Source organism: Neorhizobium tomejilense, assembly GCF_964254135.1.
In the GTDB taxonomy this organism is placed as follows: domain Bacteria; phylum Pseudomonadota; class Alphaproteobacteria; order Rhizobiales; family Rhizobiaceae; genus Neorhizobium; species Neorhizobium tomejilense.
In genome coordinates, this window is record NZ_CAXUSO020000002.1 from 1,271,081 (window position 1) to 1,293,925 (window position 22,845).

The following is a 22,845-nucleotide window of genomic DNA, read 5'->3' on the forward strand; positions in this document are numbered from 1 at the left end:
AGGCGGGGCGCCCTGCCCCGCCACGCTGGTTTCAGAGGTTCGGGCACTGATTGCCGGGATCGACGTCCTTGAAGCTATCGACAACGGCCACGCTTCCGTCGCCCTTTACCTGGCCAAGATACATCGTCAGGGGGGCGTGATGCTGCTTGTTCATGGAGATCTTGCCGCGCGGACCGGTGAAGGATACGTCAGGAAGAGCTTTGAGCACGCCCGCCGTATCCGTGCTGCCCGCCTTCTCGACGGCTGCCTTGTAAAGGTAGATCGCTTCATACTGCGGCACGGAAAGATCGTTCGGCGTGCGCAAATCCTTGCCGAACTTCTTTCCCATCGCCGAGAGGAAGGCCTTGTTTTCCGGGCTGTCGATTCCGGTGACGTAGGATGCGGAGAGGAAGATGTCCTTGGCGTCGGCACCCATGCTTTTGGCAGTACCTTCGTCGACCGCGAGATTGCCGTAAGGCAGGGTAACGCCAGAGGAGCGCAACTGCTTGGTCAGGGTCACGTTCGGTGCGCCGCCGGCCGTCGAGGTGATGATGGCGTCGGCGCCGGAGGAACGGACCTTGGAGATGATGGCCGTCCAGTCGCTGCCGTCCATGGGCAGATATTCCTCGCCAACAATCTGGGCGCCGGCTTTTTTGATATAGCCCTTGGCGAAGGACAGCATGCCGCGTCCGAAGGCATAATCCGAACCGATCAGGAAGAACTTCTTTGCGCCCTGTTTGATGATGAAATTGTCGACGACAGGCGGCACCTGCTGTTCTGGAACCCAGGCATCGACGAAAAGATTGGCATTGCAGGATTTGCCTTCATAGAAGGACGTGTAGATGTACGCCACGTCGCCCTTGGAAATGATTGGCAGGCCAGCATTGCGCGCGGCACTCGTCTCCATGGAGATGACGACGTTCACCTCTTTATGGAAAACCAGCGAATCGAAGGCCTTTTGCGCTCCGGCCGCCCCTGATGCGTCGTCCGCGATCTCCAGCTGTAGAGGCCGCCCGAGCACGCCGCCTTTGGCATTGATCTCTTCGACGGCGAGCTCTGCGGCTTGGACGACAGACGGCGCGACCACGCTGTTTGCGCCAGACAATCCCACCGGCACGCCGATCTTGATCGGAGCCTCGGCGAAAGCTGCGGTGGCGAATGCGGAGGTTGCGAGTGTAAGGATCATGGTTTTCATTTGCATTTTGTTCCCCTTTCTTAAGTGGGTTGTTGTTACCCGTAGACATCGGCCCGGCGGTCGCCGAGCAGATTATTGAAGCTGTTGAGTGTGCGGGTTTCCGTCACGCTCGACAGATCGACTGGCGCAAGGAGGATTTCCTCGCGGTCTGCACTTGCAGGACCGGATACGGGCCAGCCCTGCGGGCCGACGATAAGGCTGCGGCCGATGAAGGACTGACCGCGCTCGATGCCGATCCGGTCGGCGCAAGCAATGTAAAGACCGTTGGTGTGGGCAGCCGCCTTGTGGAGGATATTTGCCATCGGCTCGGCAGCGCTTTCCGCACCGGCCATCGGTACCCAGTTGGTGGGTACGCAGACCAGTTCGGCGCCGGCCAGCGCCAACCGACGAAATGTTTCCGGAAACCAGCCGTCGTAGCAGATAGCGATGCCGATACGGCCGAAGGGCAGATCGAATACCGGCAGCCCGAGATCGCCTTTTCTGAACAGACGGTTTTCGTTATTCCAAAGATGAAGCTTGCGATACTTGCCGATATACCCCTGGGGTCCGCAGAGAAGCGCACTGTTGTAGAACCGATCGCCATCCTGCTCGGCTATGCCGCTGACGATGTAAAGGGCAAGTTCTCGGCCAAGGCGGCAGAACGTCTCGGCACTCGGGCCATCGGGCACCGCGCCGGCCAATGCCGCAACCTCATCGCCATCAAGGAAGTTATATCCGCTGTCGGCCAGTTCCGGCAGCACGACGATCTCCGCGCCCCTGGTCTTTGCCGCCCTTACCAGCCGATCAATGGTCGCAAGATTACCGGCGCGATCACCGATGATCGGCTCGAATTGGACGGTTGCGACGATTACCGTCCGTGTGGTTGAGGCCTTGACGCTCAATCTTGTCTCCAAACGCAAAAAACCTCTGGCACGGAATTCAATCCGTGAACCAGAGGCTACATAGCCATGATGTGAATGCGGCAGCCCTGCCGCTGAGCAAACCTGCTCGTTACCCTTAGGCTTGCACGAAAGGACGGGACCGTCAAGCCGGTTCAGCAGGCATTGTCAGGGCATTTGGCTCCGCCTACTTAAGGTTGAACTTTTGCGCCGACGGAAAGTCCGAGGCTTTTCATAGTCTCTTGTGCGGCAATGATCGATTCGGCGACCGTTGCCATCGGAACGCGCTTCGACGTTGCCTGATCGCGCAAGAGCTTATAGGCCGCCTCCTCATCGAGACCATTCATGACCCGTAGCGCCGAAACGGCTTTGTCGACCAACCGGCGACCCTTCAATGTTTCCTCGAGTTTCTGAACCTTGCCGGCGAGCCGTTTCTCGTAGCTCTGCCTATAACGTGCAAGCGTAAATTGCGTCAGGATGCCGAGCGGCCGCAACGGCTTGCTGATCACGCCGTGGGCGTTAAGATCGATGATCGCCTGAAGTGCTGTCGGGCTCTCATACGTGACGATGGCGATGATCGCCGTCTGCTGAAGATCGATGATCTCAAGCGCGTGCTCGACATGCATATCCTCGACATGCAGGAAGACGGTGTCGACGTCCGGAGGCAACGAAGGTGGAAGGGGCCAGGTCGCCCGAACCTCGCAGCCAAGGCGCTTGAGGTGGGCGATCAGAACGTTTCCGTCTTCGTCGCGCGGATGGACAACTAGAACGCGCGCGCGCCGCAGATCCTGAACGATCCTGCTCGGTCCCGCCATCTCAGGCCTCCAGCCAAACGTCTTCGAACCGCGAGGCCGTCAGGTAGGGATCCGGTCGGATGGGTCCGGGCGCCTGCCAAGCAATGTCGAACAAGCCGTCGGCGCGTGCCACACCGATGCGGGGATGCAGCCAGAGATGACGGGTATCGGCGTCGAAATTGATCCGACCTTCCGGAGCAAGAAAATCTTCCAGGAGAATTTCTTCGGAAATGCGATGGGTCTCGAGCGAGCCGGCACGGGCAAGCGCGCGGGCGAAGAGGTGAACCTGTGCATAGGCCGGTTGCGACCATACGCTCGTGGTGTACTCCTCGCCGAAACGGGCTTTGAAAGCCCCCACGAAGCGCTCGTTCGCCTCGTTCTCGACCGTCTGGAAATAAGTCGCCGAAAGGATATGGCCGGTGCAGGCGTCGGCTCCGATTGCGCGAATCTCGCTCTCGGCCATGGTCAGGCTCGCAATCGGAACCCGCGTTCGATCGATCCCGGCCTCGGCATACATGCGATAGAACCGCTGCGCCGGCCGGCCGATGATGGTCGAGAAGATGGCATCGGGCTGAAGACGGACGATATCAGAGATAACCGAACGCAAGACCTGTTCGTCGGCATGAAGAGGTAGATATCGCTCGCTGACGACTTCACCGCCCTTGGCCTCTACCACATCCCGCATGACCCGATTGGATTCGCGCGGATAAATATAATCCGCGCCAACGAAGAAGATCCGGCGCCCGTGGTGGCGAAGAAGGTATTCCGCGAGGGCGAAAGTGTTCTGATTGAGGGTGGCGCCGGTATAGACTACGTTTTCCGAATATTCGAAGCCCTCGTACATCGACGGATAAAACAGCAGTCCGTTGTGCCGCTCGACTATGGGAAGCACTGCCTTTCGGCTGGCCGACATCGACGCGCCGAAAATGATGTTGACGTCGTCGTCCGCCAAAAGGCGCCGTGCCAGATTGCGATAGGCGGTTTGATCTCCGCCCGGATCATAGGCAATCGGAACGATGGGCTTGCCAAGCACGCCGCCCGCTGCGTTGACTTCCTCGATTGCAAGTGCGGTGCCAAGAAAGTGCTCGGTTTCCGTAATTTCGCTAATTCCGCTTCTGGAAAACAGCACTCCCACCCGCCATTCGGAGCGTGTCATCTTTGCCTTTTCCGACGTGCTGGAGGTTCGGAAGCGGTGAAGACCTCAGGTCTGCGCTTTCGATTTCCATACCCTTAGTGCTTTTTCATGGGATCCCGCAAGCGGCACGGGCAACCACACCTTGGCAATCAGACACACATGTGTCAGCCGACAGTGTCTTTTCATCACTCGTATGCGATTTTAAACAGTGAAGGCAGCTAGTCTCAATATGAGACTAGCTGCGTTTTATGTCATTGCAGATCGACGATCTCGATCCAATTTGCGCCCTTGCCAACTGGGTAACGACCAACCCTTTTCAGCGATCCATCTTTCTGGTCAATACCGTAAACGGAAAGCTGCTCCGACTTCTCCCCAGACGCGATCAGGAACCGGCCTGTCGGATCGATGCGAAAGCCACGCGGCTGCTTTTCGGTCTCAACGAAGCCAACACGGGCCAGCGCACCGGTATCGGAAGCCACCGCAAAGATTGCAATCGTGCTGGTTGAACGCTCCGACGCGTAGAGGAACTTTCCATCGGGCGTGATGCCGATATCAGCAGCCCAAATCTTTGCTGGCGGCGCTACGGCAGGGGCAGCTGCAGGTGCCGCCGCTGGCTTCTGTGGCACATTGAACGCAGCCGGTGCGGCTGGCGCGACGCCCTTTTCAAGGCCGGCATCTGGTGCCAAAACGGCCACGACGTCTTTTTCCGTCAAAGTTCCCTTGGCGGCATCCAGCGCATAGTGAATGACTTCACCGCTGAGTTCAGTGACGATATAGACCGACTTGTTGTCTGGCGAGATCACGATGTGACGTGGACCCTGTCCTGCCTTTGTTGAGACGCTCGCCGGAGCGTTGGGTTCCAGCAGGCCGGTTTCGGAATTCAGAGTATATTGCAGAACCACATCGGAACCGAGGTTCGACACGAAAACGTATTTTCCGGTTTTGTCGCTGGCGATTGAGTGGGCATTTCGCCCTGTCAAGACAACCTGCTTGGCACCATCTTTAACCAGACCATCAGCTCCCACCGGCAATGATGCAATTTTGTTGCCGCCATAGGACGCGAAGAACAAAAGTCGGCCGGATTTTTCGGCCGAAACATAAGGCATGCTATCCGGTAATGCCGCCACTGCCTTTTCCGTCAGTCCGCCCGTGTTGGGATCAATTTCATAGGACAATACGCGATAAGGCTGCGACCGGATGACCGCATAAAGATGCGTTCCATCAGGGCTGACTGTCATCGGCATCACGGAGTTGCCAGCCTTGACGTTGCCCGCTGGCGTCAAAGCTCCTGTTTTATCGTCCATACTATAGGTGTTGATCTCACCGTCCGTTGCAGCGGATACGTAAACCATTGTTTTGGCCAGCGATGGCGTTGTCGTCGTAAACATGGCACCCGCGACTGTCAGGCAGGTTGCAGCCACTAATATAACCTTCTGCATTTGCATAAGTCTCCGTGTTCCAAGTGCTCCACCTACGGCGGGGTTCAGGTATTTTCGATAATTAGCCTGCTGCTTCCCTACATACATGCTCTTCCTCCCAATTCTGGTAAAGAGATAATACCTCCTTTGCGGATTGTCGAGTTGCGATAATTTTTGAGGTTTGAATTCCACCCGTACTCTTTTCTCGACGTGTTACTGTAACCCAGCGCTTTCGTCCCCTACGAAACCCACGATAATCCGGAGACGCCATATCGAGCCCGAAGCACCCCAAACTAAGCAAATAGTTCACTTACCCGGGGTTTATAAAGAAATTTCAAATTTGCGCTCTTTCGGCGGAACGTCATCAAACGACCCCGAGGAAAGAGCCGGTTTCTGTCGAAGGCATGCAAACCCGGCTTGCGCTTCGAGCAATATTGAGGTTCACGTACCGTCAGAAGACGCGGTCCACAGCGTCAGACATCATACTTTATACACTGTAGATCGCGCAAAAATAACGTAATCATCGTATGACCTGTTCTACGTCGAAACGGTATCTTTAGGAGAAGATTGTTTTGCATTTAACGTAAGATTCTGCCCACAAAGTCTTTTGGAGAGACCGGATCGCACCATGCAGTCCGCGATCTGCTGCTTGGGCTGGACCCGCATGCAATGTGGAACCAATCGATAATATGAGTTGTCGGTTTTGGCAGGGCACGAGGCAGGCGCGTGAACACCGGCGACGGTACGTCTCGTGCGCGCATCAACCAAGTGCGCGAGGACCTGACACCACGCTTTGGCGGTCTCACCTTATACCGTAACGCCCCTGCAGAAGCCCTGTGGGACGGCGGTGACATGGTGGAAGAAGACGCCATCATTGTCGCTGAAGTTAAGGGCTTCGCAGTCGTTGCTCAGGAGGTGCGAGAACCTGCACACCGTTCGGGCAGCGCGGCCAAGGAGATCAAGGGCCTCATCCAGAACTCCTCCAAGGAGGTGGAGAGTGGAGTTAAGTTTGTGCGGGATACAGGCCAGGCTCTCAAGACCATCGTCAGCTTCATCACCCAGATCAACCAGCATATGGATGCGATCGCAACCTCTTCCAAAGAAGCAGTCGGTCGGCCTGAGCGAAGTCAACGTTGCAATCAATCAAATGGACCAGACCACGTAGCAGAATGCAGCCATGGTGGAGCAATCACGGCCGCCTCCGCCTCACTGGCTCAGGAAGCCCAGAAACTCCGCGAGCTCGTCAGGCAGTTCAAGCCCGCCGATGCCGTTCCCGACCAGTCCAGAGTTCGCCCGACGGCGATCGCGATAGCTCAACCTGCCGCTGGCCCAACCGTTCAGCGTGCGTCGGCGCGACGGTAATGTCCCAGCTTTGCCTGGCGTATAATTTAACGGTGGTGCTCTTGAAGAGAACCGAACCGTCGGTAGTTCGTCTGATTACCTAACGCAGGGATAAATCAATCTTCTTGCATCAATCAATGCGGATTCCCAAGTGCTCCCAAGATGAAGGACGAAATTGCTGCCCTGAGGCGTCAATCTTCGGGAAGAGCGTCCGGCCATTGCTGCGCCCCATGGAGGACACGCAGTACGCGGACTGTCGTCTCCGTCACTGTATAGGCGGCGACATAAGGCGTACCGGAAACGACCAGTTCGCGTGTCCCCACAATCCGGCCGGGACGACCGCTTTCCGGGAAGTCCTGAAGTCGACGGGCCGCAGCCACGATCCGTTCATCAACCGTGATCGCGGCGACAGGATTATCGGCCTCAATATACGTGAATATATCGTCGCGATCAGAGAGCGCGAAGGCGGACCAGACGAGCTTCACGTTTTCAGGTCGCGTGCTCTGCGCCGGGCCGCTGCTCGACGCTCCGCGAAATGCGCCTCGGCCTCATTGTCCGGGATGTCGGGCCGCGTGTCGCTCAACGCCTCCAACACCTTGGCCCGAAACCAGGCATCATGTCCTTCGCTGCTGGTCACCAACTCAAGCGGTAGCGAGCCTTCGTTGGCAGTTCGGGTCAGCAGGATTCGAACCGCATCGGACACTGTCAGCCCCATGCTTTCGAGCACGGCGGACGCGCGATCCCGGACCTCGGCATCAATGCGGGTTTGAACGAGAGCATTAGCGGCCATAAGCGGTTTCCTCTGTTACGCGCAATGTAATGCAATCGAATGACAAATACCAGAGAGCTCTACATGCTGGAGATGTTTTTGCATATATAGGCCCACAGATAGATCTGCCCGCGGCTGCGCACGCCACCCGCGCGAAGCCTAAAACCCAACCAAATATGCTGCGCAAGCCGCTCTAACATGCCCTCGCCTTGAAAGGACTTGAACCGGTGACCCGTGGATTTGAGTTGCGAAATATCCTATTGCTAAGCTGCGTTATGGGCAGAGCGTCCGTCTGCCGAGTCGACTACTGTCGGGGTTTCCGATGATATCGAACGGACCGTGTCGGACGGCTGTAAATGGCGTCTGCCTCTCGTTCAACACGCAGTCATTGCGCCACATCCACTAGCATCCTGTACGCCCCCCTTTTTGCCAAGCCATGATAATGAGATGTTCCCGCCGGGTCGGGCAATTGGAAATGCAAATTGCGGGCAACCGCTAAGTCCCGAGAGACACAGAAGCTTGATGCGGCCTGAGCGAAACGTTGCGAGACATTGCCGTGTAGCGTCGCGCCTTGGCGGTCTCACGGCCAATGTCGGAAGAGCGACAAGGACGCTTTCGGCGAACAACCGGCCGATTTTTCTGGAGAAGGACTCCCGAATCCGACACGCCTCTTGTACATCGCCGTCGTTGAGGAGCGATTCTGACAGAAGGTGCGCGGCAATGTCGGGCGCGATGGTCTGCGGGCTTCGCTGGGAAAGCGATCGGTTGCTTTCCCAGGCTTCTCTTTGCAAGATGAATGCCCAAGCAAGCTCGTCCAAGTTCAACGAGCCGATCGATATGCCGGAGGCTTCTGAGAAATTGGAGCCTATATGAGCAAGACAACGAACAAATTCTCTCCCGAAGCCCGTGAGCGCGCCATTCGAATGGTGCTGGATCACGAAGCAGAACACCCAAACGAAATGGCCTCCGGCAAATCCGGCGCGGTTCAGCATGCACCCGACCGATGCGGCCGGCGCCCACAAGAGCAAAGTTCACTGTCATGGTTGATCGCCTGTGGCTAGATCAGCCGTTGATCATCTTGCGGAAGCGGGCGAGTTCCTCGCTCGCCACGCCGACATTGTGCGGCTCCGCCGGATAGGCTCCGCTCTCGACGTCCTGGCGGAATTCCCGGAAGGCCGCGATGCGCTCGTCCTGCAGGCGGTCGAATTCTGCGTTGAAGTAGCGATAGGTCTTCGCATGTCGAGGCACGTGCCCGCGGTTCTGTCCGAGCACGTCGTCGGCAAAGAGATATTGCGCGTCACAACCCGCCCCCGCCCCCATCGAGATCATGAAAAGAGACGTCTGGGCGCTGATCAGCGACGCGACTTCAGCCGGAACCACCTCGATTTCGGCAGCGAAGGCACCAGCCTCCTCGAGGGCCTTGACGGCATTCCAGATCGTCATCGCGCTGTCGGCCGTCTTGCCGACCGCCTTGAAGCCACCGGTCCAGGTTGCCTTAGAGGGAATGAGGCCGACATGGCTGCAGACGGGAATGCCCTCGTCCCTGAGTTCGCGTATGATCCGGAGGCTCGCCGCGCAATAGACGGCGTCGGCACCGGCGCGCATCGCTTTGAACGCCGCCCGCAGATATTCCTCCGTCGTGACGAAGTCGCCATACTCGAGCCCCGGCACGGCAAAGACGCTTGGCGCCACCTCCCGGAACGCGGGGCCCAGGAGCGCCGGCGGCACGGAGACCATTTCAATCCCGGCCTTGTCGGCGGCTTCCGCCTCCTCGAGCGTGACGACACGAAGCATGCTGAGCTGGCGCTTGCCCTTGAGCGCCAGGATATCGGCAACGGTGGGACGGTTGGATTTCATCGGTGCATCCTTTGGCGCCAGGCGCTCACAGAAGGGATTTCAGTTTGACGGAAGGATCAGCGAGTGCAGCGGGATCGGGGTGCGTACCCTTGGCGATCAGCATCTCGGCAAGCCGAATGTCGCGGGCAACGGCACCGCCGGGGCCAAGTCCGCTGGCTGCCAGCAATCGCCCGTCCGCGTCGAGGTGAAACAGGATCTCGGCCTCCGGCGATGGCGTCCGGCCGATGGTCGATGTCGCGCCGTCGGACAGGCCGGCTACCTGCAACGTCAGGTCGTATTGGTCCGACCAGAACCAGGGCACCGCATCGAAGGATGCGGCATCTCCCAGCATGTTGGCCGCCGCGACGCTGCCCTGTTCCTGCGCGTTGCGCCAGGATTCGAGCCGGACGCGCCGGCCGCCATAGGCGGTGACGGGAAAGGAGCAGCAGTCGCCGGCCGCGAAGACGTGCGGATCGCTGGTCGCCAGATGGCGGTCAACGGCGATGCCGTTGTCGATTGCAAGTCCTGCTTCTGCGGCAAGACGGGTGTTGGGCTGGGCGCCGATCCCGACCACGAGCGCATCGACTTTGATCTGGCGACCATCGGCGAACCCGACGGTAACGCCGCTCTCGCCATCGGCGATGGTCTCGATGCCCACGCCGCAGAGGAGTTCCACGCCTTCTGCCGCGTGCCGTGCCTGCAAGGCGAGCGCGAGCTTTTCGGGAACGCCGCGCATCAACACGCGCGGTTGCGCCTCAAACAGCGTGACGGCCGTGCCGAGTTTCCGGCCCATCGCGGCCAGTTCGAGCCCGATGAAGCCACCGCCGAGAATAGCCAGGCGGCCATCCTTCCGCATGTGGCGACGAATGGCGGATGCGTCCTCGACGGTCCGCAGCACATGGATGCGATCGCTGATGGCAAGGCCTGGAAACGGGCGCGGCGCCGCGCCGGTTGCGAGCAGCAGCCGCTCGTAGGACAACGTTTCGCCGGCTTCCAGTCGCAGCGCATGGCGTGCCAGGTCGAGCAAGATAGCCCGCCGCCCTCGCAGGAAGGTGATCCCCGCCTCCGCAAAACGTTCGCTTGCGACGATCGCCCGGACGGTCCCGGCTTCCTCGCCGCCCTTCGACAGGGGCGGACGCTCGTAAGGGAGATGCGGCTCGTCGCCGATCAGCGTGATGGTCCCCTGGTAACCCCGCTCCCGCAGGGCAAAGGCTGCGCGCACGCCCGCTTCGCCGGCGCCGACGATCACCATGCCTTTGTCACCCATCTCAGCCGACCCGGATGAAGACGCGGCCACCATCGACCTTGACCGCATAGGTCTTGAGGTTGACGCAGACGGGAGCGCCCTTGGCTTGGCCGGTCTTGTAGTTGAAGCGGCCGTTATGCTTTGGACATTCGATAATGTCGTCCATCACCAGACCATCGGCCAGATGGACATTCTCGTGCGTGCAATGTCCGTCGGTCGCGTGGAAACTGTCTTCCGGGCTGCGATAGACGGCGTAGCTCTTGCCGCCGTGATCGAAGCGGATGACATCCTCTTCGTCGATCTCGTCCTTGTCGCAGACGTCGATCCAGGTGCTCATCGGGCTCTCCTCCCCTTTATGGCTTGTTTTTGTCGGACGCCGGCGTCACTCCGCCGCCGGCGCCATGGCGTCGCTGTGGAAGTCTTCGCGATAGGGCCTTGCCGTCGGCGGCAACTCGCGCTTCAGGAAATAATCCTCGTTCCGGAGCTGGCGCAGGAAGGCCGGGATCATCTCGCGATAACCGTGGAGGATCGACGGGTTCGGTGCCGGCAGATCGTCCTTGATCATCTGGTGCAGCTTCGGCAGCGCGTGATAGGGCACCATCGGGAACATGTGATGCTCCACGTGATAGTTCATGTTCCAATAGATGAAGCGGCTGATCGGGTTCATGTAGACCGTGCGGCTGTTTAGCCGGTGGTCGGTGACGTTGTCGGCAAGGCCGCCATGCTGCAACAGGCCGGTCATGACATGGTGCCAGGCACCATAAAGGCGCGGCATGCCGATCAGCATCAGCGGCAGGATCGAATTGAGAGCGATCGCGAGCGTAACAGTCGCGACATAGATCGCGAGCCAGATGCGCGCGACGCGGATCGCCTTCGGCTGCTCCGTCTCCGGAATAATGATCTTCTCTTCGGCGCTGATGACCCCAAACGCGTTGCGGACCATGTCGATCGCCGCATGCCAGGCATCCAGGAGACCGAACGAATTGAGGATCAGCCGCAGGAGATCCGGCGGACGCATCACCGCGATTTCCGGATCCCGGCCGACAATGACCGTATCGGTGTGGTGCCGGGTATGGCTCCAGCGCCAGGTCACCGGATTGCGCATGATCATGAAACAGGCGATCTGGTAGACAAAATTGTTCATCCACATCGTCTTGAACGCCGTGCCATGACCGCATTCATGCCAGCGGCTGTCCGAGGCCGACCCGTAGAACACGCCGTAGGCGAGGAAGAAAGGGATCGCCCAGAGGCTGCCCCAGAAATAGATGCCAAGCCCTGCAAAGACGGCCATGCAGCCGAGCCAGATCGCCGTGTCCCGGAGGGCTGGCCCATCCTCCCGTTTCATCAATTCCTTTATCTGCTTGCGCGGAACCTCGGTATGATACCACTGCGCTGCCGCAAGCCCATTGGCGACCGCTGCCTGCGCATCGCGCCCAAGCAGGCTATAGTCACGCTTTGCCGCCGTCCTCGCCATCGATCTCCTCCATCGGTTTCGATGCGGTCGCCATCAAAGGCGTCGCATGGAATCTGATCTTGAGGATTATCGTTGTTCTGACGGATCACAATCCACTCATGATATATTCTATCAAAGTCTATCATTCCTGACTTATTCCATGATAGAAAGGCCTCACTTGAGGGAGGAGCAGATGGGATCAAGACCGACGATCACGGATCTGGCCAAGGCGGCGGGAGTGAGTGTCGCAACCGTGGACCGCGTGTTGAATGGGCGGCACAAGGTGCGCGAGGACACGGCGCGGCGTGTCTATGACGCGGCAAACGAGATAGGCTTCCATGCCGTAGGATTGCTGCGGCAGCGAGTGTTCGAGGGGCTGCCACAATACCGGCTGGGCTTCATCCTGCAGAAGCCCAACCACCATTTCTACCAGAGCTTCAAGCGGGAACTCGAGATCGCCGTCCAGAACCATCCCGGCATTCGCGGCGTGGCCCAGATCGAATTCTGCGCCAACCAGACACCGAGCGAACTGGCCGACAAGCTGAAAGAGGTAGGCGCCAGGAATCAGGCGGTCGCCATGACATCCCCGGACTATCCGGCCCTGACGGTGGCAGCGGAGGAACTGAAGGCAAGGGGCATCCCGGTATTCTCACTCTTGTCTGATTTCGCCTCCGGCATCCGGGAGGGTTATGTCGGGCTCAACAACCGCAAGGCCGGTCGGACGGCCGCCTGGATGATCACGAGGGCTGCAAAAAATCCTGGGAAAGTGGCTGTTTTCGTCGGCAGTCACCGCTTTCACGGTCACGAATTGCGCGAGATCGGCTTTCGGTCCTACTTCCGCGAACACGCTCCCGATTTCGAGGTTCTGGACACGCTGGTGAACCTGGAAACGGTCGAAATCACCCACGAAGCAACGCTGGATCTGTTGCACCGCCATCCGGATCTTGTGGGTTTCTATGTTGCCGGCGGCGGAATGGAAGGCGCCATCTCCGCCATCCGGGAAGAAAAGCTCGGCGGTAAGCACATTATCGTCGTCAACGAACTGACGCCAATTTCCCGCGCAGCGCTGGCCGATGAGATCGTGACCATGGCGATTGCGACACCGCTTGCCAATCTGTGCCGCGAACTCGTCCAGCTAATGGTCGAGGCGGTGGATACCGGTCCCGCGACGGCGCCAGGCCAGACTTTCCTGCCGCTCGAAATTTACGTGCCGGAAAACATCTGAGCCGCAATGATGGAAATCCATCATAGAAATCTGTAAATTCTTTCATGAATGAAATAGAATATTGCTATTTCTTCTTTGACCAACGCCACGAAACCTGATGACTTCGTTCAGCGGGACGGAGGAGGAAAGCCGGCCGCGCCAAACTTCGGGAGAACTCATGGCCGCGCTTACCTTCGCGCTCAACCACATGGTTGCGCCACACATGCCGCTCGGCGCTTTTTTCGAACTGGGCATATCGCTCGATGTTCGGCAATTCGAAATCCGCAACGATCTTGCGGGGAATGCCATACTCGACGGGACTTCACCCGAGACGGTCCGCGACCTGGCAAAGGCGCACGGAACCGAAATCATTTCGATCAATGCCCTGCAGCGCTTCAACGAATGGACGCCGGAACGGGAAGCGGAAGCCAGGGAACTGGCCGCTTATGCCGCTGCCTGCGGCGCAAAAGCTCTGGTTCTGGTACCCGTCAACGACGGAAGCGGCAGGCTGGAGGGAGAGCGTCAGGGGAATCTGCGCGTTGCGCTCAAGGCACTGAAACCTATCCTGCAGGACAACAACCTCATCGGCCTCGTGGAGCCGCTCGGTTTCCAGATTTGCTCGCTTCGCTCCAAGAAAGAAGCAGCGGAAGCGATTGCCGCGATCGATGGCCGCGAGAGCTTCAAGCTGGTTCATGACACTTTCCACCACGTGCTGGCTGGCGAGCCGGATATATTTCCGGATTTGACGGGGCTGGTGCACATTTCCGGCGTCGATGACCAGGACGTCAGCATCGACGCCATGCGCGACCCGCATCGCGTGATGGTGACGGCACGAGACCGGCTGGACAATATCGGTCAAATCCGTGCGCTCGCCGACGCTGGTTATCCCGGCCCGTTCTCGTTCGAACCGTTCGCGTCACCCGTTCACGCATCGAGCGATCCGCAAGCGATGATCCGCAATAGCATGGAGCTGATCCGGGACAGACTTTGACGTCTTCACCGATCCGGCGGGAGTGACCGGATCGGTTCGTGAGATTGCCTTCGGGGAGGAGGCGACCGGCTTTTTGAGGTGTTTGCCGGGCACCGTTTCAGAGGAGGAAGAGATGAAGAAATTTTTGGCGGGTGCCGTGCTCGGCGTTCTGATGGCATCGAGTGCCTATGCAGGCAATATTGGCGTGTCCATGGCCAATTCCGACACGTTCCTGACGGTTCTGCGCAAGGGTATCGAGAAGTCTGCGGCCGATGCAAAACAGCCGGTCCAGATCGAAATCGCGGATGATGACGTTCAGAAGCAGCTTTCCCAGATCCAGAATTTCATCGCCTCGAAGGTCGATGCGATCATCGTCAATGCCGTCGATACCACGGCAACGGCGCCGATGACGAAGCTGGCGAACGATGCAGGCATCCCGATCGTCTACGTCAACCGGATGCCGGCAGACGTCGACAAGCTTGGCCCCAAGGGGGCATTCGTCGCCTCCGACGAAGTTCAGTCCGGCACGCTGCAGACCAAGGAAGTATGTCGCCTCCTGGGCGGCAAGGGCGATATCCTTGTCATGGTCGGCGATCTTGCCAACCAGGCTGCCGTCCAGCGCACCAAGGACATCCACGACGTGATCGCAACGCCGGACTGCAAGGGCATCAAGATCCTCGACCAGCAGACCGCCGTATGGGATCCGGTCAAGGCGCAGGACCTGATGACCAACTGGATCGCGGCCGGTCACAAGCCGGCCGCTGTCATCGCCAACAACGACAACATGGCGATTGGCGCGATCAACGCCATGAAATCCGCCGGCTGGAATATGAAGGACGTGGTCGTTGCGGGCATCGATGCCACCCAGGAAGCGCTCGCCTACATGAAGGCAGGCAATCTGGATGTATCCGTGTTCCAGGATGCCTTCGGCCAGGGCTCGGGTGCGGTCGCCGCTGCCATAAAGCTCGCCAAGGGCGAGAAAGTGGACGCCAAGGTCTGGATCCCGTTCCAGCTCGTGACGCCTGAAAACATGACCAAGTTCACGACGAAGAATTGACCGAGGATGGGCCGATCCGCTGCCATGCGAGGCAGCGGATCACTCTCGTGGAGGAGGACCACCATGCCGGCTGAACGCATCATCAGTCCCCAGACCATGGAGGCCGTTCGCAGGAGCGGCGCTGTTCCGGGCAGCAAATATCTTCTCGAAGTCGAGAACGTGCGCAAGGAATTTCCAGGGGTCGTTGCTCTGGACAACGTGCAGTTGAAGCTGAAACGCGGGACGGTGCATGCCCTCATGGGCGAGAACGGCGCCGGCAAGTCCACGCTGATGAAGATCCTCGCGGGCATCTACACGCCCGACAGCGGCTCGTTCAAACTGCGTGGCGTCGACATCCGCCTCAAGAATCCGCTCGACGCGCTTCAGAACGGAATCGCGATGATCCATCAGGAACTGAATCTGATGGCGCCCATGACCGTGTCGGAAAACATCTGGATCGGCCGTGAGCCGCTCGGACGTTTCGGTATCGTGGACCATGCCGAAATGAACCGTCGGACGGACGCGCTGTTTGAGCGCCTCGGGATCGAGATCGATCCTGAAATCAAGGTCGGCAAGCTCAGCGTGGCCAACCGCCAGATGGTGGAGATCGCCAAGGCCGTATCCTTCGATTCCGATGTCCTCATCATGGACGAACCGACATCGGCCCTCACCGAGAGGGAGGTGAACCACCTCTTCCGGATCATCCGTTCCCTCCGCGAGGAAGGAAAGGGCATCATCTACATCACCCACAAGATGAACGAACTCTTCGAGATCGCTGACGAGTTCTCCGTCTTTCGCGACGGCAAGTACGTTGCGACCTGCAATTCCTCGGAGGTGACCCGCGAAGACATCATCCGCATGATGGTCGGGCGCGAGATCACCCAGATGTTCCCGAAAGAACCGGCGCAGATCGGCGACGTCGTGCTGTCGGTAAAAGGGCTGACGCTGAACGGCGTCTTCCGCGACGTGTCGTTCGATCTCCGGGCCGGCGAGATCCTCGGCTTTGCCGGCCTCGTCGGCTCGGGCCGGTCCAACGTCGCGGAGACGATCTTCGGCGTGACGCCCGCAAGTTCCGGGACGATCGAGCTCTTCGGCAAGCAATTGACCGTCTCCACGCCGTCCGTCGCCATGGCGCACGGCATGGCGTTTCTGACGGAGGATCGAAAGGAAACCGGTTGTTTCCTGCTGCTCGACATCCAGGAAAACGCGCAGATGGCGGTGCTGCAACAGCGCTATGTGCAGCTCGGCTTCGTAGAGCAGGAAAAGCTGCGGAAGGCGGCCACCGACATGGCCAACCGCCTCAGGGTTCGCACGCCAGACATGCGGGAGCCGATCATCAACCTGTCGGGTGGCAACCAGCAGAAAGTCCTGATCTGTCGCTGGCTGATGACCAATCCGAAGATCCTGATCCTCGACGAACCCACCCGCGGCATAGATGTCGGCGCCAAGGCCGAGATCCACCGGCTGATCTCGCAGCTCGCGGGCCAGGGTGTGGCGATCATCATGATCTCGTCGGAGATGCCTGAGGTGCTCGGCATGAGTGATCGCATCGTCGTGCTGCATGAGGGGCGGGTCACAGGCATCCTGGACAGGGCCGAAGCCGATCAAGTCAAGATAATGGAGCTGGCGTCGCGCTGACGGCACAGCCGGGAGGATATCATGTCTGATGCCATCAACGAACTGGGGGAGACCTCCAAGACGGGCTTGAAGAAAATTCGGCGACTTCCACCGGAATTCTCGATCCTGGCCGTCCTGATCGGGATCGCCCTTATCTTCGAAGTGATCGGCTGGTACGTCGTGGGCGAAAGCTTTCTGGCGAACAAGCAGCGCTTGTCCATCATCGTCCTGCAGGTCGCCGTCACGGGGATCATCGCCGTCGGCGTGACGCAGGTCATCATCACCGGCGGGGTCGATCTCTCGTCCGGCTCCATGGTCGGGTTTATCGCCATGGTGGCTGCGAGCTTCGCCCAGACCTCGCTGAATGCTCGCGCCGTTTTCCTGCAACCGGAATACGCCGCTTTCGGCCTGGACTGGTTCATCGATTCAAGCCCGTTCTGGCCGCTTCTGGTCGGCGTGCTGCTCGGCGCATTCCTGGGTTATCTGAACGGCCTTCTCATCGCCAAGACAAGCATTCCGCCCTTCATTGCCACTCTTGGCATGATGGTTTCAGTCCGCGGCCTGGCCAAATGGTATACCGAAGGCCAACCCGTCGCTTTGCTCAACGAAAACTTCGCCTGGCTCGGCCAGAGCTTCAGTCTCTGGGGCTTTCCCGTCCCGCGAACGGTCATCGTCTTCTTCGTCGTGGCAATCATCTTCCACGTCGCATTGTCCTATACCCGCTACGGCAAGTTCACCTATGCCATCGGCGCCAACAGCCAGGCTGCACGCGTCTCGGGGATCGATATCGGCAAGCACCTGATCAAGGTCTATGCGGTGGCCGGCCTGCTCTCCGGCCTCGCCGGCGTCATGCTCGCTGCCCGCGCCCAGTCCGGCCAGCCGAACATGGGCGTCTCCTTCGAACTCGACGCCATCGCGGCGGCCGTCATCGGCGGCGCTTCGCTCTCCGGCGGCGTCGGCCGGATCACCGGGACGGTAATCGGTACGATTATTCTCGGTGTGGTGACCTCCGGCTTCACTTTCCTCAAGGTCGGCGCCTATTACCAAGAGATCGTCAAGGGCGCGATCATCGTCGCGGCAGTCGTCATCGACGTGCACCGCCAACGCAAGAAATCCCGCGCCTGAAGAACCTCCCCAGGCGCCGAGGCGGTGCTGGTTGCGAGCAACCTGCACCGCCTCCCCCTATGCACCCGTCCTACAATTCAGATGACGCCGTCACAGGCCATTCGCGAGATGACCATGAAGACCTATGTTTTGACCATTTCCTGTCCGTCGACCCGCGGCATCGTCGCTGCGGTCTCCGGCTATCTCGCCGATCAGGGCTGCAACATCGTGGATTCATCCCAATTCGACGACCTCGGCACCTGTCGGTTCTTCATGCGCGTCTCCTTCATCTCCGAGGAAGAGGCCAATGAAGCGAAGCTCGCACAGGGCTTCCCCGTTATCGCCGAGCGTTTCGGCATGACCTGGAGCCTGCATGATGCCGCCAAGCGGGAGAAGGTGCTGCTGATGGTGTCGCGTTTCGGCCATTGCCTGAACGACCTGCTCTACCGCTGGAAGATCGGCGCCCTGCCGATCAACATCGTCGGCGTCGTTTCGAACCATTTCGACTATCAGAAGCTCGTGGTCAACAACGACATTCCTTTCCACCACATCAAGGTCACGAAGGAAAACAAGCCGCAGGCCGAAGCCCAGCTTCTCGATCTGGTCGAGCAGAGCGGCACCGAACTCATCGTGCTTGCCCGCTACATGCAGGTCCTGTCCGACAGCCTCTGCAAGAAGATGTCCGGCAAGATCATCAACATCCACCACTCCTTCCTTCCGAGCTTCAAGGGTGCCAATCCCTACAAGCAGGCCTATACCCGCGGCGTGAAGCTGATCGGCGCGACGGCCCATTACGTCACCGCCGATCTCGACGAAGGCCCGATCCTCGAGCAGGACACGGTGCGCATCACCCATGCGCAGAGCGCCGACGACTATGTTTCGCTCGGCCGCGACGTCGAAAGCCAGGTGCTGGCGCGCGCCATCCACGCCCATATCCATCACCGCACCTTCATCAACGGCAACCGCACTGTCGTCTTCCCGCCGAGCCCCGGCTCCTATGCCTCCGAGCGCATGGGGTGAACGTGGCCATTGTCATCGAGGGACGACCACCGCTGCTGCCGTGATCGAAGCGGAAACCTCACGAGCTGCCGGCGACCAGGTGAGCCGCTTCTATTTAGAACTACCTATCGGCCGGCTCGGATCGGTGGCTCACTGTCTTTGGGGAGCGGGGTCCGATACGCCAGCCCACCACGCCGTCCGTGCAATTCTTCCTTGGCGCGCGACAACAATGCCGGATCGGCAATCGCCCTTGCAGCGGTTGCCGCCATCACCTTGGCGGCCGTGACCATGGCCTTGTGGGCGGCCGGCAGCTTGCCTTGCGTTACAGTCTGCCAGGCATGGAACGGCGTCCCAATCGCCGCGGTCGCTGTCAGGCACTGCGCGGTGGGCACAACCCAGCTCACATCGCCCACATCCGTCGAACCAAAGAGCAGGCCGGGCTTTTCTGGCAGCGGCAGAATCCCGTCATGCAGAGATTTCGGATAATCGGCCGGCCCGCCAAAGGCTTCGGCGCTCGCACGGACGTCGCCATCCGTCAGTGCGGCGGCCCGTAACCTGTCGGCGAAGTCGAAGTCCGCCTCATCGAAATCGGGGGCACCCAGCCTCGTAAACTGCTCATGCATCACCTCCTCCAGGGTGCGGTTGGGGAGGATATTCGAAGTGGCGCGGTCGAACACCATCTCGACCTTCGTCTCGGTCATGAGCGCAGCACCCTCGGCGATCTTGCGCAACCGCTCAAAAAGGCTGCGGACATCACCGAGGCTTGGCGCACGGACCAGGTAGAGACCTTCTGCGGAAGCCTGCACGACATTGGGAGAAATGCCGCCAGTCTGGGTAATCGCATAATGCACACGGGCGTCCGAGGGCATATGCTCGCGCATATAGTTGATGCCGACATTCATCAGCTCGACGGCGTCGAGAGCGCTGCGACCGACCTGCGGGCTCATCGCGGCATGCGCCGCACGACCGCTGAAGCGAAAATAGGCCTGGATATTGGCGAGCGTCGAAGAGGACATGACGGCGTTGTAGACGCAAGGGTGCCAGCAGAAGGCGGCATCCAGATCATCAAATGCGCCTGCGCGCGCCATATAGGTCTTACCCGATCCCCCCTCTTCGGCAGGGCACCCATAATATCGAACCCGTGCCTTCACACCGCTTTCGGCCAAAGCGTCCCGGAGGGCGACTGCCGCAAGAAGCGATGCGGCGCCCAGGAGGTTGTGATGACATCCGTGGCCATTGGCGCCCGGCTCGGCAGCCCGCTGCTCCGTGATGCCGGCTTCCTGGGAAAGCTCGGCCAGAGCGTCGAACTCCCCAAGGAACCCGATCGTGACGTCACCTTCGCCTGCTTGGGCCACGAAGGCGGTCTTCATTCCTGCGATCCCGCGGGTGACACGAAAGCCTTCGGCTTCCATAGCGGCAATATGCTCCTCCACCGATCGGAACTCCTCGAAACGCAGCTCCGGCATGCCCCAGACGCGATCGCTGAGATCGATGAAGGCCTGAGCCTTGGCGTCGGCGCAGCGTGAAATATGGTCGGCGTCGAGAACGTCGTTGCGCCGTGTCGCTTCAGCCTTGTCGTCCTGCATATCGGTCATTCCTCGATCACTTCAGAATATCGGCGCCCGCGCAGGCGAGCAGCACGGCCAGTCCGACGGACATTTCCGGAAGAGTCGTCGCCGGATCCACGTCCGTCCACTCGCCCAGCGTATGGGCGTCGCCGCCCTTCCCTCCCCACGAAAGGGTAACGGCTGGAACGCCGAGGCTCATGGCGACGTTGGCATCTGTCGAAAACGAGCTGAACACCGGGGTCTGGCCAATCGCTGCGATGGCGGCCGCTGCAGATCGCGTCAGTTCACCATCGGTGGTGAACCCGGCCGGCCGATCGCCTATCAGCACGATCTCGACAGCAATTGAGCCCTTCTCGATAGAGCGGCTATCGTTCTCGACATGGCAGGATTGCAGCACGATCTGGCGAAAACGGGTATCGAGGTCCACCAGCTCAGATGCCGAATTGGAACGCAGGTCCACCATCAGCGAAACCTCAGCAGGGATGGCATTGACGGAACTGCCGCCTTTTATGACCGTGGAACTGCACGTGGTCTTCGGGTGGTCCGGCAAGGAAAGACGCCCGAGTTCGACAACAGCACGGGCTGCGGCAATCATCGGATTGACGATGCCATGATCAGCAAAGCTATGGCCACCCGGCCCTCGGAACGTCACCCGGTAGCGTTTCGATCCCGTTCCCGCGGAAACGATAGTATCGGCCGGCGTCGGGCCATCAAGGCATATGAGAGCGGCAATTCGACCACGATAGGCGCTGTTGGCAAAGAAGTGCCGCATGCCACGCAGATCGCCTTCGCCTTCCTCGCCAACGCTCGCCAGAACGAGAATGTCGTCCCGAGTTTCCATTCCGACGGCATCGAGAGCACGGAGATAGGCCAGGATGGCGGCAAGGCCACGGGTGTTGTCGCCCACGCCCGGTGCGGAAAGACGAAAACCCTCACGCCGGACGGTAACATCGGTCCCCTCGGGAAACACGGTATCGACGTGAGCGGAAACCGCGATCATACGCCCGCCCGAAGCCTTTCCCCGGCGAACGCCCGTGACATTGCCGATGGAATCGATCGCGACATCCTTCAAGCCCGCAGCCTCCAGCATGTCCCGGTACGCCCGCCCGCGGACTTTTTCCTTGAAGGGAGGTGCCGGAATTTCGGTGAGTGTCACGAGCTCGCTGATGAAACGATCATGCGTTTGTGCGAGTGAATTGACTGCAGCCCTGAAAGGCGCGCTGACGAGGAGCGCCGGGATCAAGGTGTCTCCGGCGAGCGGGGTGGTTTTAAAGGTTTGCATGGTCAGGCCGCTTCGTTGAGATGACAGGCTGAAAGGCGCCCAGGGCCAATCGCTTTGAGTTCGGGAATGTCTCGCTTGCAGCGATCCATCGCGCGCGGGCAGCGCGGATGGAACGGACAACCCGATGGAGGATTGAGCGGCGACGGGAGCTCGCCCTGGATCGGCTTGTAATCGCGTTCCCCGGCTTCAAGCACCGGCAACTGCTCCAGCAACAGCCGCGTATAGGGATGGCTGGGCGTGGAAAAGAGCTCTTCCGTCGGTGCGATTTCCACCACCCGGCCGAGATACATGATGACCACACGGTCGGAGATATGTTCGACGACCCCGAGATTGTGCGAAATGAACAGATAGGTCAGGTCCAGCTCGTCGCGCAGATCCATGAAGAGGTTCAGCACCTGCGCCTGGATCGATACGTCGAGTGCGGCGACCGCCTCGTCGCAGATGATCAATGATGGCTTGACCGCAAGAGCACGGGCAATGCCGATGCGCTGCCGCTGACCGCCGGAAAACTGGTGCGGGTAGCGATTGGCATAGGCGCCGGAAAGTCCAACCTTTTCCATGAGGTCGACGACGTAGGCCCGCTGCTCGGCCTTGCGGATCAACCCGTGGGCGACGGGCGCTTCACCGATGATGTCGATCACGCGCATGCGCGGATTAAGCGAGGCGAACGGGTCCTGAAAAATCATCTGGACGCTCAGCGCAAAATCCTGGCGCTGCTGGGGCGTCATCGTCGCGGACAGAACCCCTTTGTAGCTGATGGTGCCGGCGCTGATACTGCTGATACCGGCGATCATCCTTGCGACGGTGGACTTGCCGCAGCCGGACTCGCCGACGATCCCGACGACCTCCCCCCTTCTGACGGAAAGATCGATGCCTGCGACGGCGCGCACGTCGATCCTCTTGACCCCGGCGCCAAAGAGGTTGGCGATGTGCCCGGCCACGCCGACCGGCTTGGTGAACGTCTTGGCGAGGGAACGAAGTTCCAGCATCGGTTCCTGCTGGTTTTTTTCTGTCGTCATGT

Annotated in this window: 21 protein-coding genes and 1 pseudogene; 8 read left to right on the forward strand and 14 right to left on the reverse strand. The window is 59.7% G+C overall.

Translation table 11 applies throughout. The annotated features are described in order from the left end of the window. Positions 1 to 31: 31 nt before the first annotated feature. The 5 genes from ACSQ3G_RS28750 to ACSQ3G_RS28770 all read right to left on the reverse strand — a co-directional run bounded on the left by ACSQ3G_RS28750 (position 32) and on the right by ACSQ3G_RS28770 (position 5,420). A complete protein-coding gene (locus ACSQ3G_RS28750; RefSeq protein WP_105418069.1) occupies positions 32 to 1,180 on the reverse strand; it encodes a substrate-binding protein in 1,149 nt (382 codons plus the stop codon). Positions 1,181 to 1,209: 29 nt separating this feature from the next. Continuing rightward, positions 1,210 to 2,055: a nitrilase family protein gene (locus ACSQ3G_RS28755; protein WP_105402563.1), complete on the reverse strand. Its 846-nt coding sequence runs from the start codon at positions 2,053 to 2,055 to the stop codon at positions 1,210 to 1,212. 188 nt (positions 2,056 to 2,243) lie between these two features. After that, the gene (locus ACSQ3G_RS28760) at positions 2,244 to 2,867 is read right to left on the reverse strand and encodes an ANTAR domain-containing response regulator (protein WP_105418073.1); all 624 of its coding nucleotides are present in this window, start codon (positions 2,865 to 2,867) and stop codon (positions 2,244 to 2,246) included. A gap of 1 nt (position 2,868) precedes the next feature. Next, a complete protein-coding gene (locus ACSQ3G_RS28765; RefSeq protein ID WP_436112708.1) occupies positions 2,869 to 4,002 on the reverse strand; it encodes a transporter substrate-binding domain-containing protein in 1,134 nt (377 codons plus the stop codon). Between the two features lie 230 nt (positions 4,003 to 4,232). Next, a complete protein-coding gene (locus tag ACSQ3G_RS28770; protein ID WP_436112709.1) occupies positions 4,233 to 5,420 on the reverse strand; it encodes a lactonase family protein in 1,188 nt (395 codons plus the stop codon). Positions 5,421 to 6,287: 867 nt separating this feature from the next. Here ACSQ3G_RS28770 and ACSQ3G_RS28775 point away from each other — a divergent pair. After that, positions 6,288 to 6,761: pseudogene (locus ACSQ3G_RS28775) on the forward strand (methyl-accepting chemotaxis protein); the annotation flags it as partial. 170 nt (positions 6,762 to 6,931) lie between these two features. On the opposite strand, the gene ACSQ3G_RS28780 reads toward ACSQ3G_RS28775, so the two are convergent. Further along, a complete protein-coding gene (locus tag ACSQ3G_RS28780) occupies positions 6,932 to 7,225 on the reverse strand; it encodes a type II toxin-antitoxin system RelE/ParE family toxin (RefSeq protein ID WP_436112710.1) in 294 nt (97 codons plus the stop codon). Further along, positions 7,222 to 7,530, reverse strand: a complete 309-nt coding sequence (locus tag ACSQ3G_RS28785; protein ID WP_436112711.1) for a type II toxin-antitoxin system RelB/DinJ family antitoxin — start codon at positions 7,528 to 7,530, stop codon at positions 7,222 to 7,224. Before ACSQ3G_RS28785 ends, ACSQ3G_RS28780 begins: the two co-directional genes overlap by 4 nt. Positions 7,531 to 8,378: 848 nt before the next feature. On the opposite strand from ACSQ3G_RS28785, the gene ACSQ3G_RS28790 reads away from it, so the two are divergent. After that, positions 8,379 to 8,570 carry a hypothetical protein gene (locus ACSQ3G_RS28790; protein WP_436113257.1) on the forward strand — a complete coding sequence of 64 codons (192 nt, stop codon included), beginning with the start codon at positions 8,379 to 8,381 and terminating at the stop codon, positions 8,568 to 8,570. 1 nt (position 8,571) lies between these two features. On the opposite strand, the gene ACSQ3G_RS28795 is transcribed toward ACSQ3G_RS28790, so the two are convergent. From ACSQ3G_RS28795 to ACSQ3G_RS28810, 4 genes are read right to left on the reverse strand one after another with little or no spacing between them, the layout of a single operon-like run. Next, positions 8,572 to 9,366 (reverse strand): 3-methyl-2-oxobutanoate hydroxymethyltransferase, encoded by a 795-nt coding sequence (locus tag ACSQ3G_RS28795; protein ID WP_436112712.1) that lies wholly within the window; start codon positions 9,364 to 9,366, stop codon positions 8,572 to 8,574. A 25-nt stretch (positions 9,367 to 9,391) separates the two neighbouring features. Then, positions 9,392 to 10,612, reverse strand: a complete 1,221-nt coding sequence (locus ACSQ3G_RS28800) for an NAD(P)/FAD-dependent oxidoreductase (protein WP_436112713.1) — start codon at positions 10,610 to 10,612, stop codon at positions 9,392 to 9,394. Position 10,613: 1 nt separating this feature from the next. Further along, on the reverse strand, positions 10,614 to 10,928 hold the full coding sequence (locus tag ACSQ3G_RS28805; protein ID WP_436112714.1) for a MocE family 2Fe-2S type ferredoxin: 315 nt from the start codon (positions 10,926 to 10,928) through the stop codon (positions 10,614 to 10,616). 45 nt (positions 10,929 to 10,973) lie between these two features. Continuing rightward, a complete protein-coding gene (locus tag ACSQ3G_RS28810; protein ID WP_436112715.1) occupies positions 10,974 to 12,065 on the reverse strand; it encodes a fatty acid desaturase family protein in 1,092 nt (363 codons plus the stop codon). A gap of 172 nt (positions 12,066 to 12,237) precedes the next feature. Here ACSQ3G_RS28810 and ACSQ3G_RS28815 point away from each other — a divergent pair, with 172 nt between their 5' ends. The 6 genes from ACSQ3G_RS28815 to purU all read left to right on the forward strand — a co-directional run bounded on the left by ACSQ3G_RS28815 (position 12,238) and on the right by purU (position 18,995). Continuing rightward, positions 12,238 to 13,269 (forward strand): LacI family DNA-binding transcriptional regulator, encoded by a 1,032-nt coding sequence (locus tag ACSQ3G_RS28815; RefSeq protein ID WP_436112716.1) that lies wholly within the window; start codon positions 12,238 to 12,240, stop codon positions 13,267 to 13,269. A gap of 157 nt (positions 13,270 to 13,426) precedes the next feature. Beyond that, a complete protein-coding gene (locus ACSQ3G_RS28820; protein WP_436112717.1) occupies positions 13,427 to 14,239 on the forward strand; it encodes a TIM barrel protein in 813 nt (270 codons plus the stop codon). Between the two features lie 112 nt (positions 14,240 to 14,351). Further along, entirely contained in the window at positions 14,352 to 15,275 is a 924-nt protein-coding gene (locus ACSQ3G_RS28825) for a sugar ABC transporter substrate-binding protein (RefSeq protein WP_436112718.1), read from the forward strand. Positions 15,276 to 15,338: 63 nt separating this feature from the next. After that, positions 15,339 to 16,892 carry a sugar ABC transporter ATP-binding protein gene (locus ACSQ3G_RS28830; RefSeq protein WP_436112719.1) on the forward strand — a complete coding sequence of 518 codons (1,554 nt, stop codon included), beginning with the start codon at positions 15,339 to 15,341 and terminating at the stop codon, positions 16,890 to 16,892. A gap of 21 nt (positions 16,893 to 16,913) precedes the next feature. Continuing rightward, positions 16,914 to 17,996, forward strand: coding sequence for an ABC transporter permease (locus ACSQ3G_RS28835; protein ID WP_436112720.1), 1,083 nt, complete (start codon positions 16,914 to 16,916; stop codon positions 17,994 to 17,996). A 114-nt stretch (positions 17,997 to 18,110) separates the two neighbouring features. Continuing rightward, positions 18,111 to 18,995, forward strand: coding sequence for a formyltetrahydrofolate deformylase (purU, locus tag ACSQ3G_RS28840; RefSeq protein WP_436112721.1), 885 nt, complete (start codon positions 18,111 to 18,113; stop codon positions 18,993 to 18,995). A gap of 104 nt (positions 18,996 to 19,099) precedes the next feature. Here the strand turns inward: purU and ACSQ3G_RS28845 are convergent, their stop codons facing one another. Genes ACSQ3G_RS28845 through ACSQ3G_RS28855 form a run of 3 tightly spaced genes read right to left on the reverse strand, consistent with a single transcriptional unit; the run spans position 19,100 to position 22,843 of the window. Then, on the reverse strand, positions 19,100 to 20,560 hold the full coding sequence (locus tag ACSQ3G_RS28845) for a M20 family metallopeptidase (protein ID WP_436113223.1): 1,461 nt from the start codon (positions 20,558 to 20,560) through the stop codon (positions 19,100 to 19,102). Between the two features lie 16 nt (positions 20,561 to 20,576). After that, positions 20,577 to 21,944 (reverse strand): M20/M25/M40 family metallo-hydrolase, encoded by a 1,368-nt coding sequence (locus ACSQ3G_RS28850; RefSeq protein WP_436112722.1) that lies wholly within the window; start codon positions 21,942 to 21,944, stop codon positions 20,577 to 20,579. After that, positions 21,827 to 22,843, reverse strand: coding sequence for an ABC transporter ATP-binding protein (locus ACSQ3G_RS28855; RefSeq protein ID WP_436112723.1), 1,017 nt, complete (start codon positions 22,841 to 22,843; stop codon positions 21,827 to 21,829). The genes ACSQ3G_RS28850 and ACSQ3G_RS28855 overlap by 118 nt, the downstream gene beginning before the upstream one ends. Positions 22,844 to 22,845: the final 2 nt, after the last annotated feature.

Excerpts from the sequence above, each read along its gene's own strand:
- ACSQ3G_RS28750 (WP_105418069.1), bottom strand. The coding sequence starts at position 1,180 with ATGCAAATGAAAACCATGATCCTTACACTCGCAACCTCCGCATTCGCC.
- ACSQ3G_RS28760 (WP_105418073.1), bottom strand. The coding sequence starts at position 2,867 with ATGGCGGGACCGAGCAGGATCGTTCAGGATCTGCGGCGCGCGCGCGTT.
- ACSQ3G_RS28765 (WP_436112708.1), bottom strand. The coding sequence starts at position 4,002 with ATGACACGCTCCGAATGGCGGGTGGGAGTGCTGTTTTCCAGAAGCGGA.
- ACSQ3G_RS28770 (WP_436112709.1), bottom strand. The coding sequence starts at position 5,420 with ATGCAGAAGGTTATATTAGTGGCTGCAACCTGCCTGACAGTCGCGGGT.
- ACSQ3G_RS28785 (WP_436112711.1), bottom strand. The coding sequence starts at position 7,530 with ATGGCCGCTAATGCTCTCGTTCAAACCCGCATTGATGCCGAGGTCCGG.
- ACSQ3G_RS28790 (WP_436113257.1), top strand. The coding sequence starts at position 8,379 with ATGAGCAAGACAACGAACAAATTCTCTCCCGAAGCCCGTGAGCGCGCC.
- ACSQ3G_RS28795 (WP_436112712.1), bottom strand. The coding sequence starts at position 9,366 with ATGAAATCCAACCGTCCCACCGTTGCCGATATCCTGGCGCTCAAGGGC.
- ACSQ3G_RS28800 (WP_436112713.1), bottom strand. The coding sequence starts at position 10,612 with ATGGGTGACAAAGGCATGGTGATCGTCGGCGCCGGCGAAGCGGGCGTG.
- ACSQ3G_RS28805 (WP_436112714.1), bottom strand. The coding sequence starts at position 10,928 with ATGAGCACCTGGATCGACGTCTGCGACAAGGACGAGATCGACGAAGAG.
- ACSQ3G_RS28810 (WP_436112715.1), bottom strand. The coding sequence starts at position 12,065 with ATGGCGAGGACGGCGGCAAAGCGTGACTATAGCCTGCTTGGGCGCGAT.
- ACSQ3G_RS28815 (WP_436112716.1), top strand. The coding sequence starts at position 12,238 with ATGGGATCAAGACCGACGATCACGGATCTGGCCAAGGCGGCGGGAGTG.
- ACSQ3G_RS28820 (WP_436112717.1), top strand. The coding sequence starts at position 13,427 with ATGGCCGCGCTTACCTTCGCGCTCAACCACATGGTTGCGCCACACATG.
- ACSQ3G_RS28825 (WP_436112718.1), top strand. The coding sequence starts at position 14,352 with ATGAAGAAATTTTTGGCGGGTGCCGTGCTCGGCGTTCTGATGGCATCG.
- ACSQ3G_RS28830 (WP_436112719.1), top strand. The coding sequence starts at position 15,339 with ATGCCGGCTGAACGCATCATCAGTCCCCAGACCATGGAGGCCGTTCGC.
- ACSQ3G_RS28835 (WP_436112720.1), top strand. The coding sequence starts at position 16,914 with ATGTCTGATGCCATCAACGAACTGGGGGAGACCTCCAAGACGGGCTTG.
- purU (WP_436112721.1), top strand. The coding sequence starts at position 18,111 with ATGAAGACCTATGTTTTGACCATTTCCTGTCCGTCGACCCGCGGCATC.
- ACSQ3G_RS28845 (WP_436113223.1), bottom strand. The coding sequence starts at position 20,560 with ATGCAGGACGACAAGGCTGAAGCGACACGGCGCAACGACGTTCTCGAC.
- ACSQ3G_RS28855 (WP_436112723.1), bottom strand. The coding sequence starts at position 22,843 with ATGACGACAGAAAAAAACCAGCAGGAACCGATGCTGGAACTTCGTTCC.